Source organism: Rhizobium leguminosarum bv. trifolii WSM2297 (genome assembly GCF_000271845.1).
Genome location: NZ_JH719392.1, coordinates 492,691 through 504,695 on the forward strand (window position 1 = coordinate 492,691; position 12,005 = coordinate 504,695).

General features: G+C 59.0%; 13 protein-coding genes. 8 read left to right on the forward strand and 5 right to left on the reverse strand.

The window, feature by feature from the left end:
* Window positions 1-10: 10 nt before the first annotated feature.
* Window positions 11-895 (reverse strand): LysR family transcriptional regulator, encoded by an 885-nt coding sequence (locus tag RLEG4DRAFT_RS02250; RefSeq protein WP_003575082.1) that lies wholly within the window; start codon window positions 893-895, stop codon window positions 11-13.
* Window positions 896-1,003: 108 nt separating this feature from the next.
* Here RLEG4DRAFT_RS02250 and RLEG4DRAFT_RS02255 point away from each other — a divergent pair, with 108 nt between their 5' ends.
* Window positions 1,004-1,207, forward strand: a complete 204-nt coding sequence (locus tag RLEG4DRAFT_RS02255) for a 4-oxalocrotonate tautomerase (RefSeq protein WP_085061874.1) — start codon at window positions 1,004-1,006, stop codon at window positions 1,205-1,207.
* Between the two features lie 258 nt (window positions 1,208-1,465).
* On the opposite strand, the gene RLEG4DRAFT_RS02260 is transcribed toward RLEG4DRAFT_RS02255, so the two are convergent.
* Window positions 1,466-2,143, reverse strand: a complete 678-nt coding sequence (locus tag RLEG4DRAFT_RS02260; protein ID WP_003575087.1) for a glutathione S-transferase family protein — start codon at window positions 2,141-2,143, stop codon at window positions 1,466-1,468.
* 402 nt (window positions 2,144-2,545) lie between these two features.
* On the opposite strand from RLEG4DRAFT_RS02260, the gene RLEG4DRAFT_RS02265 reads away from it, so the two are divergent.
* The 3 genes from RLEG4DRAFT_RS02265 (at window position 2,546) to RLEG4DRAFT_RS02275 (ending at window position 4,963) form a co-directional block, all read left to right on the forward strand.
* A complete protein-coding gene (locus RLEG4DRAFT_RS02265; protein WP_003575089.1) occupies window positions 2,546-3,187 on the forward strand; it encodes a redoxin family protein in 642 nt (213 codons plus the stop codon).
* Window positions 3,188-3,428: 241 nt separating this feature from the next.
* Window positions 3,429-3,995 (forward strand): HAD family hydrolase, encoded by a 567-nt coding sequence (locus RLEG4DRAFT_RS02270; RefSeq protein WP_003575090.1) that lies wholly within the window; start codon window positions 3,429-3,431, stop codon window positions 3,993-3,995.
* 191 nt (window positions 3,996-4,186) lie between these two features.
* On the forward strand, window positions 4,187-4,963 hold the full coding sequence (locus tag RLEG4DRAFT_RS02275; protein ID WP_003575092.1) for an NYN domain-containing protein: 777 nt from the start codon (window positions 4,187-4,189) through the stop codon (window positions 4,961-4,963).
* A 74-nt stretch (window positions 4,964-5,037) separates the two neighbouring features.
* Here RLEG4DRAFT_RS02275 and RLEG4DRAFT_RS02280 read toward each other — a convergent pair whose 3' ends face one another.
* Window positions 5,038-5,349: a DUF982 domain-containing protein gene (locus tag RLEG4DRAFT_RS02280; protein ID WP_003575094.1), complete on the reverse strand. Its 312-nt coding sequence runs from the start codon at window positions 5,347-5,349 to the stop codon at window positions 5,038-5,040.
* 215 nt (window positions 5,350-5,564) lie between these two features.
* Between RLEG4DRAFT_RS02280 and RLEG4DRAFT_RS02285 the strand changes: the two genes are divergently transcribed.
* Window positions 5,565-6,047 carry a GNAT family N-acetyltransferase gene (locus RLEG4DRAFT_RS02285; RefSeq protein WP_003575096.1) on the forward strand — a complete coding sequence of 161 codons (483 nt, stop codon included), beginning with the start codon at window positions 5,565-5,567 and terminating at the stop codon, window positions 6,045-6,047.
* 387 nt (window positions 6,048-6,434) lie between these two features.
* Window positions 6,435-7,544 (forward strand): sulfite oxidase, encoded by a 1,110-nt coding sequence (locus RLEG4DRAFT_RS02290; RefSeq protein WP_003575098.1) that lies wholly within the window; start codon window positions 6,435-6,437, stop codon window positions 7,542-7,544.
* 105 nt (window positions 7,545-7,649) lie between these two features.
* On the opposite strand, the gene RLEG4DRAFT_RS02295 is transcribed toward RLEG4DRAFT_RS02290, so the two are convergent.
* Window positions 7,650-8,186 (reverse strand): SixA phosphatase family protein, encoded by a 537-nt coding sequence (locus RLEG4DRAFT_RS02295; protein ID WP_003575100.1) that lies wholly within the window; start codon window positions 8,184-8,186, stop codon window positions 7,650-7,652.
* A 298-nt stretch (window positions 8,187-8,484) separates the two neighbouring features.
* Here RLEG4DRAFT_RS02295 and RLEG4DRAFT_RS02305 point away from each other — a divergent pair.
* Window positions 8,485-9,674 (forward strand): IS3 family transposase gene (locus RLEG4DRAFT_RS02305; protein ID WP_088941441.1). Its coding sequence is split into 2 segments (ribosomal slippage): window positions 8,485-8,737 and window positions 8,737-9,674, totalling 1,191 coding nucleotides; the frame shifts between segments, so codons are not numbered across the junction.
* Window positions 9,675-9,913: 239 nt separating this feature from the next.
* Here RLEG4DRAFT_RS02305 and RLEG4DRAFT_RS02310 read toward each other — a convergent pair.
* Window positions 9,914-10,837, reverse strand: coding sequence for a LysR family transcriptional regulator (locus RLEG4DRAFT_RS02310; protein ID WP_003575103.1), 924 nt, complete (start codon window positions 10,835-10,837; stop codon window positions 9,914-9,916).
* Window positions 10,838-11,097: 260 nt separating this feature from the next.
* Here RLEG4DRAFT_RS02310 and RLEG4DRAFT_RS02315 point away from each other — a divergent pair, with 260 nt between their 5' ends.
* Window positions 11,098-11,916 carry an alpha/beta fold hydrolase gene (locus tag RLEG4DRAFT_RS02315; RefSeq protein WP_003575105.1) on the forward strand — a complete coding sequence of 273 codons (819 nt, stop codon included), beginning with the start codon at window positions 11,098-11,100 and terminating at the stop codon, window positions 11,914-11,916.
* The last annotated feature ends 89 nt before the right edge of the window (window positions 11,917-12,005 follow it).

The following is a 12,005-nucleotide window of genomic DNA, read 5'->3' on the forward strand; positions in this document are numbered from 1 at the left end:
CCGCTTGTCGTCAGCCAAACTGTTCCACCAGGAAATCGATCACCGTCCGCAACATCGCTGTCGGCCGACGGTTCGGGGCATAGATGAGGGACATCGGGACAGGCTTGTAGGACCATTCCGGCAGCACCTGCTCGAGCCGTCCTTCTGTGATATCGGCGGCGAGCAGCAGTTCCGGCTGAAGCGCGATTCCGGCGCCGCTGAGCGCTGCCATGCGCAGTGCTGCCCCCTGGTTGGTCGAGAATTTTCCGGAAATCGACACATCGCGCATTTCGCCGCCAGGCCCGACCAGATGCCAGCGATCCTGCATGCGCCAATAGGAATGGCCGAGGCAGAGATGGTTCGTCAGCGCCTCCGGCGTGGCCGGCCGGCCATGGCGAGCAAGATAGTCCGGCGAGGCAGCGAGGATCCGCCGGTAGGGCGTGAGCGGGCGGGCGACCAGGCTGCTGTCCGATAGCGGACCGATGTGGATGCCGAGTTCGAACCCCTCGCCGACGAGATCATGGACATTGTTGTCGAGCGATAGCTCGATGCTGACGTCGGGATAGGCGTTCTGGTATTCGACCAGCGTCGGCACCAGGATTTGCGTCCCAAAGCTGACGGGGGCCACCAGCCGAAGCCGACCGCGCGGCGCCGATTGCAGCTCGCTTGCCGAAGCCTCGGCCAGCGCCACTTCCGAAAGCGCGCGCTTGCAGCGCTCGTAATAGAGCTGGCCAACCTCCGTCAGCTGATGGCGACGCGTGGTGCGGTGGATCAGCTTTGCCCCGAGCCGGGTCTCGATCGTCTTGATATGCTTGGCAACCATGGCAGGCGACACCTGCGCGATCTCTGCGGCGGCGGCGAAACTGCCATTGTCGATGACCCTGACGAACATCGCCATGCCGGCCAGCTTGTCCATGATTGCCTACCTGTTGGTTTCGAATGACGACACCAACAGCTTATTTATCAACCCCGGCATTTACAACATAGTGGTCCTGCCCGCGCCAAGGCGACGGACATGAACAACATGACCAAGGAGAAAAACGTGCCCATCCTTCACCTGCAGATGCATCCCGGCCGCACCGACGATCAGAAGCGCGCTTTCGTGCGCGAAGCCACCAAGGCCGCCGTCGAAACCCTGGCGTGCCCGCCGGAATCGCTGGAAATCCTGATCACCGAGATCGCCAAGGATTCCTGGGCGGTTGGCGGCAAGCTGAAATCCGAGGCCTGAGAGACGGCCCGCAGCGCTGAAGGAGCGAGTTGCCGGACGCCGCCACCATGGTATTGGCCGCGGAGCCGGCACTCGGCTCCCGTGCTGGCCCAGGCAGGCGATGATTGATTTGGTGGCTGCCGCAACTCGACGTCCCAAGCCTTTCGGCAAGCGACTTCGCTGGATGCTTTTAGGCCAAGGCCGAGTTCGGCCCATTCCGGAATCCGGGAGGCCCTAACGCCGGTTGCCATTTCGAGCGGAGCAACAGCGCAGCTTTGGTCAGGCAATGACGCCGCTCGGGTTCTGTTTCATCATCTCCGCATAGGCATCTGCCATCCTCTCGGTCTCTTCGAGATACGGAATTGCGGTCGTGCGAGCGCGAACCAGATGATAAAGCTTGGCAATCGACGGAAACTGCCGGCAGACGGCTTCGCGGTCGAGGTATGCGACCCAAAAGCTCAGATAGAAATCCGCAAGGGAAAATCGGGTTCCCAGGACGTAAGGACCTCTTTGCGCCAGTCTGGTGTTCATCACGCTCAATCGGCTGAGGACGATCGACTTTGCCAAATCCTGAATTCCGGCGTTGTCTTCGCTTCTGAGGGAAAAGCGGTGTGGAAAATGGAAGCGCTTCATCTCCGATTGTATGTCCCCGGCGACATGGAATATCGCCGAGAGAAAGTGCCCCCTGTCCGGATCGGTCGGTGGAGGAGCCAGTTCCGTGAGCTGGTGCCGGTCAGCCAGGTACAACATCAGTGCGGCGACCTCATAGAGCGCGTCGCCTTCTGGGGTAATCAGCACCGGGACTAAACCGGCCGGGTCTATGGCGAGGAATTCCGCGGAACGGTGCTCGCCATTGAGAATGTCGATTTTTCTAAGTTCGTATTCGATCCTGCCTTCTTCGAGAACCCATTGAACGAGCGTTGCACGGGTGAAGTCACCACCATAAAGTTTGTACATCGGGCTCTCCGTCGTTCCCGACATATTTGCCAGTGGCGAGCGATCCCCGAGTGCCTGAGGGTCACCCAGAAGGTCGTGCCGGGACCAACTATAACGGTTTGCTGAGCCGATTGTCTCCTTGGTCAATGGCCGTAGCTGGCGCATAACTTTCATAGCGCGCAAGGGTTGTTGGCATGCCCCTGTGTCGGCCTCTACGGCTCCTAAAATATCAGAGTTTACAGAAAACAGGCTTTTTCCATTCGCGATTCGCTGTTTATCGCTTGCCCATGAGCCAATGTGAGGCCATTCTAATATTGGATCCTGGCGGTGCGGTAAAACGAGAGGTCAGGCCTAGCAACGTCAATCTCGACCTCGAAGCACGCGGCGCCTTTCTCGACTGATCCCCGAGCGAGGAGGTTGTCCATGTCCACGCGCTCTGTCGACCATCCGCTACAACCCGGCGACCGGGTTCCGAATGTTGTGTTTGATGCGATCTCACGCGAGGGGAAGATCGCCCTTGATGATTTTCGTGGCCGCAGCCCGTTGTTGATCGGTTTGTTTCGCGGCCTGCATTGTCCGTTCTGCCGCCGCCACGTCGCGGCGATGGCCTATCTCAACCCGATGCTGCGTGAGAAAGGCGTCCAATCCCTGGCGGTGGTCAACACCCCGGTCGAGCGCGCGCGGCTCTATTTCCGTTACCATCCGATAGCCGATCTTCTTGCTGCTTCCGACCCGGTGCGGGCTTCGCACCAAGCCTTCGGCTTACCCGAGATCGGGATCGACGCGGCCATGGCGATACGGATCGATCTTCCGGGCGAGTTGCCCGAGCCCATGAGCGTGATGGCGATGGACGAATTTCTCAACGAGAAGGAAGGATATCAAGTGACCGAAGCCGACCAGCAGATGATGACTGCCGACCATGGGCAGCTTGTCGGTCAGTTCCTCCTCGACCGGGAGGGCATCGTACGCTGGAGCTTCACGGAAGCTCTGGAGCCTGGGTTCCAAACATACAAGGCACCGAATTCGCAGGAATTGATGTCGGCAGCTTCCGAAGTCGCGCATTAACAGCCAAAACTTGCTCGACGACCCACCGCCGGGTGGTGCCCAGTGGCCTGAAGCAGCGTTCGAGATGACAATTCCGCCGTGACGCCGCCGGCCTGCGGTCAGCCCGATTTCGCCGGGAGTTTGCCTTTTGGTGCGACTGAGCCATGGCGGCCCGAAGCGGACAAACCGCTTTGTGTTTCCATGGCGTCTTCACGGCAACGCTGTATACAGTCAGGCGAATGCCAATTGTCGAAGGCTATCAATGCTGCGCCTGCCCCGTACCCCCAAAGCCGTCCTGTTCGATATGGACGGTTTGATTTTCGACACCGAAGCTCTGTATCGAGATGCCACGATAGCGGCGCCACGCAATGCAGGTTTCGAACTGCCGCTGTCGGCCTATCTCGAAACCATTGGTATGCCGGCTTCCAATGTCCGCGAACTCTTGTTGGCCCAGTTCGGTAAGGATGCCCCTCTGGAGGATTTCTGGAGGCAGGCTTCGGAACTCTTCACCCAGATGGTTCAAACGGATTTACGAACGAAAGCAGGCGTGCCGGAAATTCTATCCTTCCTCGCAGCCGAGCGGATCCCTTCGGCCATTGTAACCTCATCAAGCCGGACGGCGGTCGAGGAGCACCTTTCGGCAGCCGGGCTAGACGGTCGGTTTCAAACCATTGTCGCCGATGGCGATTATATCGCAGGAAAACCGCATCCCGCTCCATACCTGCTGGCCGCCGAGCGGCTCAACCTGCCCATCTGGTTCAGCCTGCTCCAGATCTTCTTGGCCGCTGTGACTGTATATTGGCGGACCTTCACGCCGTCCGGAAGTTGATCGCAATCAGCTTGGCCGGCCGCGGCGGCTAGCAGTACCGGGGTGAGCGTTGTCGTGATGTTCGCGAGGAGGTTTTGTTCGCGACTTCGGATAGACATACTGCGCGGCGGCTGCCCAAATGTTCTCACATAGTCGAAGTTGCAGTATATCCTGCACAACGTATAGTTTTGCGGGGAAGGTTGGAGGGAACAATGGCAACGGGAAATTCCGGAACTAAACACCTAGCGCTGCTGATTGATGGCGACAACGTTTCGTCAAAGATCGTCGTCGGCCTCTTGGCTGAGATTGCCATCTACGGAACGGCTAGCGTCAAACGCATCTATGGTGACTGGACCGGCCCCAACCTCAAGAGTTGGAAGGAATGCCTGCTCGAACATTCCATCCATCCAATTCAGCAATTCGCCTATACGACCAGGAAGAACGCGACCGATGGCGCAATGATCATCGACGCCATGGACTTGCTGTATACTGGTCGTTTCTCGGGATTCTGTATTATCTCCAGCGACAGCGATTTTGCGCGGCTGGCGGCGAGAATCCGGGAACAAGGTGTTACCGTCTATGGGTTCGGTGAGCGGAAGACTCCGCGCCCCTTCATCACTGCCTGTGACAAGTTCGTCTATTTCGACGTGCTCAATGCTCAGGCTACGGAGGTTGAAGAAGCGGCGCCTCCCGCCCAAAACCCCGCTCAGGCCAAACTTGCCGCCGCGAATGCGACGCCTAAAAAGGCGGGCTTGAATAAAGCGGCGCGAGACATGTTGACCAAAGCGATTATCGCAACTGCTGATGAAGACGGTCGCGCCAATCTGGCCCAGGTGGGCGGGCATCTGGCGAAGCAAGCGCCCGACTTTGATGCGCGCAACTACGGCTTCCCCAGGCTAAGCGATCTCGTGAGTGCGTCCGGTATCGTCGATGTCGAGCGAGCACCGGATAACCCGAAAACAATCCTAGTTCGCCTCAAGAGGGCTTAGCGGCACGCCGGAGCTGCCTGACATCCTATCACCGTTCAATTCTGCGCAAATCAATGCGACCTTTGAAATAAGGACTATCCTTGCGCGCTCGAAGGCAGGTCCGGCCACCGCTCACCAGCTCCCTGCTGGACGACGGTGAGCGCAGCGATGCCCGCCTCATTGGCCGCTCGCAAAAGCGCTTGCTGGAATTGCTGCGGGGTGATTTTTCCGCTGATGGCGTCGACGCAGGCTTTGACGGCAGCGACATATTCCTCGCCGTCATCGAAAGGCCAGTCGTTGATCAGCAGATACGCGGCGTCACCCAGCGTTCGTACGATCCTGTGAGATGCCGGACTGCCCAAAGAAAGCCCGACCGGCGTGAATGCAGACGACGTATTCCAGCACATTCTCCTCGACCCCTCAAGGCACGGAATGCAATCCCCATATGCAATATACGCGCGTATTTTGAAATTGGGAATTGAAATTTATTTTAACGACACTGCTTGAACGCGAGGCTGCCGAAATTACCGCTGCCGCAGCCGCACTCCGCACTTCATACGGTTGACAGGCCGGGACGGTTCTTTCATCTGGAGCGCCAAGCGCCAGATCAGGAGCCTCTCACATGACCCTTACCGTACGCCCCGCAATGCCTTCGGACGCCGCGACAATCCTGCGATTTGTCCGCGAATTGGCCGATTATGAAAAGGCGATCGACGAGGTCGAGGCGACCGAGGAGAGCACGCGTGCGGCGATCTTCGGCGACGGTTCGGTCACGCATGCGCTGATCTGCGAACGCGACGGCGGCCAGGCGATCGGCATGGCGGTCTATTTCTTCAGCTATTCCACCTGGCAAGCGAAGAACGGCCTTTATCTGGAGGATCTCTATGTAACACCGGACGCGCGCGGCTCCGGGGCCGGCAAGGCCCTGCTGCGGCGCCTGGCGCAGATCGCGCTGGAGAAGAACTGCGGCCGCTTTGAATGGAGCGTGCTCGACTGGAACGAACCTTCGATCCGCGTCTATGAGGCGATCGGCGCGGAGCCGCAGAAGGAATGGATCCGCTATCGGATGGCGGGAGAGACGCTGGCGGCGTTTGCCCGCGGCTAGAGCCTTTCCGGCTCAGAAGCATTCACGGAGCGCGGTCAGCGCAGTCCGAGGTAGGCCTTTCCGAAGTATTCGATCTCTGCGCCTTCCTCCCAGCGATCGGCGGGCTGGCGACATTCCTCCCGAATGCAGGCGAGTTTAAAGCGTGACAAAGCGTGGTTGAAGTTGCTTTTGAAGAACGTAGCATATGAAAATGTGTACGTTTCTGAGTCTTGGCTCGTGTCGGCCCTTTGTTGCCGTTCGAGGTCGATCCGGGAAACGTGCGGTATGTGCTAGCATACGGCCCGAAGGCGGAATGCGACAGACGCACTCTCGAGGTGCGGTGTGATCGAACCGGAATTCGCGCGATCGAGGGCCGACGTTGTGCTCTTGGAAGGAGAGACGAGGACGATGCCGACACCACAGCAACCCAGTCTAATCGTTCGACAGAAATCCCCACAAAACATCGAGTTTCCGTTTTCGTCGCTCTCCGATTGGCTGATCCCAACCGAGCAGTTTTTCGTGCGAAACCATTTCCCGTCGCCGAACCTCGATGCGCTAGACTGGAGATTGCGCGTTGGCGGGGCGGTAGAGCGGCCGCTCGAACTTGACCTCGACAGCATCAAGGCAATGCGGAGCACGACTTTCACCGCCGTCGTCGAGTGCGCAGGGAACGGGCGCGTCTACTATGAGCCGCCGAGGGAGGGGTTGCAGTGGCAGAACGGAGCCGTCGGCAATGCCGCGTGGACAGGTGTTCTTCTGCGCGAGATTTTGGAAATGGCGGGCGTTAAGCCAACCGCATGTGAGGTTCTGCTCGTTGGTGCAGACAGCGGCATCGTCGACTCGAACAAGAAAACGGCTTCTCCCGGCCCCATCGCTTTTGCGCGCAGTCTACCGCTTGAGAAGGCCATCGCTGACAGCACGATCCTTGCCCATTCGATGAACGACGAGCCGTTGACGCGCGATCACGGTTACCCGCTACGCGCGGTCGTGGGTGGCTGGTTCGGCATGGCTTGGGTCAAGTGGATCACTGATATCACGGTTGTGGAGCAACCGTTCCTTGGCTACTGGCAGGCGCGCGACTATTTCCGTTGGGAGCGCAGCCTCGGGGAACCCACGCTGGTCCCCCTTGCAGAGATGGAGGTCAAAGCGCAGATCGCGCGTCCCGTACAGGGGGCGCGTCTCAGCGTCGGCCAACCGTACCGGATTTTCGGTGCCGCCTGGAGCGGAGAGGCTCCTATCCGGCAGGTGCAGGTCTGCACCGGAGATGGCAGGGGCTGGCGCGAGGCAAGGCTCCTCGAAACAGAACGTCCCTTTGCTTGGCGCTTGTGGGAGTACATGTGGACCCCCGAAGAAGTGGGGCGATATACACTGCGATGTCGCGCGATCGATGGGGCCGGGCGCTTGCAGCCCGACCTCCAGCGTTCCGATTGCGAGAGCTACGCGGCCAATTGGATCATTCCGGTGGAGGTCACGGTCGTTCCCGAGCCACAGACGTACGAGGAGGAATTCGTGATCTAATCACCGCTGGGGCGGAATGGCGGCTTTTGGCGCGAAGCGACCCAAGCGTTGGTAGAATGAGGCCGTGCACCATGTCCACCAAAGTCACACCGGAAAGTGCCCTTCTTATCCTAACGATTGGGGGGTTACGAACCGCTCGAGATAACCGGTGCCCGCCGCAAGCTCATCCCATCTGTCGAGATCGAGGTCGATGACGGCGAGTCCGGCCGTCGGGAACTTCTCCCGCATGCGTCCCACGGCATCGGCATCGCCGTCCGCCACGATAAGCGAGGCCGCATTCTCCATGCCGGGATTGTGGCCGACGATGAGCAGCGTACGGATGCCAGGTTCGACGGCCCGGATCACATCGAGGATGCGCTCAGCCGACACCTCGTAGATATCCGCCGCCTCGCGCTCGGAGACTTTTTTCGAAAGGGCCTCGCGAACGAGCTTCCAGGTTTCCTGCGCCCGGCGGGCCGGCGAGACGAGGGCGAGATCGGGGATCAGCTTTTCGCGCACCATATAGGTGCCGATGACGGGTGCTGCCTTACGCCCGCGATCCGCCAACGGCCGTTCACGGTCGGCCACACCGTCGGGCCAAGCGGATTTGGCGTGGCGCAGAAGGATGAGGCGGTGTTTCGGCAGCATGGGGTTCAGCGTCATTTTATCGCGGGGCCGATGTCGCCGGCTAGAGCTTCGTTTCGTGTTAACTCCTGGAGCATGAACGGCCTCCGATCAGTTCGCAAGCTAGGCTGGTGACGCTGGCAGGTCCAGTCGTTTCGTCCTATTTGCGAAACTTGAACATCCTGCGGATTTCGGTTGGCGATGGTCAATCGAATGTGGAGCGCTGTCCGAGATCGAAATCAAGCTCGACTAGGAGGCGAAACTCTGGACCTCGTGACCTGCCACTGAGAATTTCCTCCAGAATGGATTAGAGTCCGGCCTATTAAGGGACGGACGAATGAAGAAGCAGAGATTTACGGAAGAGCAGATTATCGGTGTGCTGAAGGAGCAGGAGGCTGGCGCGACGGCAGCCGACCTCTGCCGCAAGCACGGGATTTCAGAAGCAACGTTTTATAACTGGAAGGCCAAATACGGCGGCATGGAAGTCTCCGAGGCGAAGCGGCTGAAGGCGCTTGAGGACGAGAATGCCAGGCTAAAGAAGTTGCTGGCCGAGCAGATGCTGGATGCGGCCGCACTCCGCGAGCTTCTTGCAAAAAAATGGTAGGGCCTGCCGCCAAGCGTGAAGCCGTCACGCATCTGAAGGCCGTCATGGGTCTTTCGGAACGGCGGGCCTGCCAGATCGTATCCGCCGACCGCAAGACGATCCGTTATCGGTCCAATCGACCGCCGGAGGTCGATCTGCGAGCGAAGCTGCGTGACCTCGCTAATGAGCGACGGCGTTTCGGCTACCGGCGGCTATTCATCCTGCTTCGGCGAGACGGGGAGCCGTCCGGGGTCAATCGCATATACCGTCTTTATCGCGAGGAAGGGCTTTCCGTTCGCAAGCGAAAAGCCCGTCGGCGTGCTGTCGGCACGCGTGCGCCGATCCTGGTCGAAGCGAAGGCCAATGCCCGCTGGTCGCTGGATTTCGTCCACGACCAGTTTGCCTGCGGTAGACGCTTCCGGGTGCTCAATGTTGTCGACGACGTGACGCGTGAATGCCTGGCGGCAATCCCCGACACGTCGATCTCCGGTCGCCGTGTTGCTCGGGAACTGACGACGCTGATCGAACGACGCGGCAAGCCTGACATGATTGTCTCCGACAACGGCACCGAATTCACCTCGAATGCCATTCTGGCCTGGTCGAAGGATCACAAGGTCGAGTGGCACTACATCGCGCCGGGAAAGCCAATGCAGAACGGCTATGTGGAGAGTTTCAACGGTCGGATGCGCGACGAGTTGCTCAACGAGAGCCTCTTCTTCGGCCTCGATCACGCCCGCAGCGCCATCGCTGAATGGGCTGAGGACTATAACCATTTCCGGCCGCACTCATCGCTCGGATATCAGACCCCGGCAGACTATGCCGGGACCATCGCCGCAACCGGCTCCAACGCTGCGCAAGATGAAAGCTTCGCGTTTCCGCCGGTTGCTCACACCGCGCCATTTGGCGTATTCAAAGCCGCCGAGGCTCTAACCGCCGCTGGATGAAAGTTCAGTGGCAGGTCACTCGTCCTGAGTTCCGATCTGCTTGGAGAGCCTCCGGCCCACAAAACAGCTGTCACACCCCTTGAATTGGTCGACCTCTGATAATGGTGAAGCCTGCCCTCCACTTTTGCCTCGCGCTCCTTGATCGGAAAAGTCGAGATGGATCGATACCCGAAATCGAGAATACTGAACAAAATTGGGGAGCACGCCAACGAGCAGAAATCGCATAAGCTTGATCTCTACTATGGAACCTCAGCATAGCGGATGATGCTCTGACTTTGTACGTTGGCGACTAATTCATCAGAACGAGACAAAAATCGGCGGAGCAAAGGTGAGGAATTTGAATCGTTGTATCCTAAGGTGAGATCAATTGTCGGCGGCACACCCTCAAGTGCCCTGGCGACGACATTTGGTGTAAGCATATTTTGCGCATAAAGCGGAATAAGCGTTATTCCACCCGTAGACACGACGAGCGACATTGCTGATGGTAGGCCTTCGCCTTCGTACTCTGCCTTGAGTGTGATCCCAACGTTCGACGCGTAATCCTGGATCACGGATTGCAATACGGGAGAAATTCTAGCCGAACTGACGTAAGTTTCGCGGGCAAGGTCCTGCGGCAGGATCTTTTTGCGCGACGTCAAGCGATGGTCCGCCGGCAGCACGGCGATCAGTGGCTCCTTGGCTAAAAACTTGAAGGACACACCAACACTCTGCGTCTCGGGGCGAAGGAAAGCGACGTCCAGCTTGCCTCGCATCAGTGCCAGAGCCAGATCCGGGGAAGACTGGCTGGACAATATGATTTCAACCTCCGGCGCTTCCTCACGAATAATGCGCAATGCATGGGGTAGCCACACGACCTCTTGCCCTGCGAGAAAACCGATAGTGAATGACTGCTTTTCCGGCCGTTCTGCCCGCCGGGCCCCTTCCGCAGCCGCCTCGACTTGCAATAACGCCAGTCGCGCGTGATCAAGAAACACTTTACCGGCGGCGGTGAGCGTCACGCCGCGCGACTGCCGTTCCAACAGTTTTACACCGACTTCGGTTTCCAGATCGCGAATTTGCCTGCTGAGTGAGGGCTGGGACGTGTGAAGCCGCCGCTGTGCTGCGGTCAGTAAGCTTCCCTCCTCCGCAACAGCAATAAAATAGCGCAAATGCCTCAGTTCCATCGGGTCCTCGCTATACCTTTAAGGCATAGCTCGAACGTACAAGGTATTTGTCTTCGACAAAAGGGGGATTTAATTAACGTCGCAATTTCGGGATATAATCGAACGCGTCTACCGGAGTATTTCGCCTGCGCGTCGAAAACAAAGATGAGGCATGCGTGGCAATCTTGCGTTGATTATTGCAGTAGCGCGTGGATGAATGGCTCTAAATGATTAATTTTGACCATCAAAGGAATGTTTAACAACGCAGATGGAGAGACCCGATGCCTATAATCACTACCACGGACGGCGTAAACATCTTCTACAAGGACTGGGGCTCAGGCCAGCCGATCGTTTTCAGCCATGGCTGGCCGCTTTCGGCGGACGACTGGGACGCCCAGATGACCTTCTTCCTTCACCACGGCTACAGGGTGATCGCCCGCGACCGGCGCGGCCACGGCCGGTCCGATCAGCCCGGCACCGGCAACGACATGGACCACTGGGTTGCTGACCTGGCGGCCCTGACCGAGCACCTCAACCTGCGCGACGCGATCCACATCGGCCACTCCACGGGTGGCGGTGAGGTAGCTCGTTATGTCGCCCGCCACCCGGAGCGGGTCGCGAAGGCGGTACTGGTCGCTTCCCTGACGCCGAACATGTACCGGAGCGAGGACAACCCGTCCGGTCAGCCGCCGGAGTGGTTCGAAGCGATCCGCGCGGGCGTGCTGGGCAACCGGTCGCAGTTCTTCCGGTTCGTCCCTGAGAACCCGTTCTACGGTTACAACCTCGACGGGGCCGAGCCTTCGGAGGCGATCATTGCGAACTGGTGGCGCCAGGGCATGGCCGGTGGTGCTCTGGCTCACTACGCGACTGTCGACTCTTGGCTGGAAGATTATACCGAAGACCTCAAGAAGATCACCGTGCCGGTGCTGGTGATGCATGGCGAGGCCGATCAAGTCGTCCCCTTCGCAAGTTCCGTGCCGCGCGCGGTCGACCTGCTCAAGAACGGGTCGCTGAAGACCTATCCGGGCTACCCCCATGGCATGCTGACCACACATGCGGATGTCCTCAACCCCGACCTGCTCTCGTTCATCAGGTCTTGACGACATCGACCAGACCGCGGCCTCCACCCAACGTCGGCCGGACGATCTGTCACCCGGCAGTGCCGGGTGACACCTGTCGCCATCGACAT

Excerpts from the sequence above, each read along its gene's own strand:
- RLEG4DRAFT_RS02260 (WP_003575087.1), bottom strand. The coding sequence starts at position 2,143 with ATGTACAAACTTTATGGTGGTGACTTCACCCGTGCAACGCTCGTTCAA.
- RLEG4DRAFT_RS02285 (WP_003575096.1), top strand. The coding sequence starts at position 5,565 with ATGACCCTTACCGTACGCCCCGCAATGCCTTCGGACGCCGCGACAATC.
- RLEG4DRAFT_RS02265 (WP_003575089.1), top strand. The coding sequence starts at position 2,546 with ATGTCCACGCGCTCTGTCGACCATCCGCTACAACCCGGCGACCGGGTT.
- RLEG4DRAFT_RS02280 (WP_003575094.1), bottom strand. The coding sequence starts at position 5,349 with ATGTGCTGGAATACGTCGTCTGCATTCACGCCGGTCGGGCTTTCTTTG.
- RLEG4DRAFT_RS02250 (WP_003575082.1), bottom strand. The coding sequence starts at position 895 with ATGGACAAGCTGGCCGGCATGGCGATGTTCGTCAGGGTCATCGACAAT.
- RLEG4DRAFT_RS02255 (WP_085061874.1), top strand. The coding sequence starts at position 1,004 with ATGACCAAGGAGAAAAACGTGCCCATCCTTCACCTGCAGATGCATCCC.
- RLEG4DRAFT_RS02315 (WP_003575105.1), top strand. The coding sequence starts at position 11,098 with ATGCCTATAATCACTACCACGGACGGCGTAAACATCTTCTACAAGGAC.
- RLEG4DRAFT_RS02295 (WP_003575100.1), bottom strand. The coding sequence starts at position 8,186 with ATGACGCTGAACCCCATGCTGCCGAAACACCGCCTCATCCTTCTGCGC.
- RLEG4DRAFT_RS02290 (WP_003575098.1), top strand. The coding sequence starts at position 6,435 with ATGCCGACACCACAGCAACCCAGTCTAATCGTTCGACAGAAATCCCCA.
- RLEG4DRAFT_RS02270 (WP_003575090.1), top strand. The coding sequence starts at position 3,429 with ATGCTGCGCCTGCCCCGTACCCCCAAAGCCGTCCTGTTCGATATGGAC.
- RLEG4DRAFT_RS02310 (WP_003575103.1), bottom strand. The coding sequence starts at position 10,837 with ATGGAACTGAGGCATTTGCGCTATTTTATTGCTGTTGCGGAGGAGGGA.
- RLEG4DRAFT_RS02275 (WP_003575092.1), top strand. The coding sequence starts at position 4,187 with ATGGCAACGGGAAATTCCGGAACTAAACACCTAGCGCTGCTGATTGAT.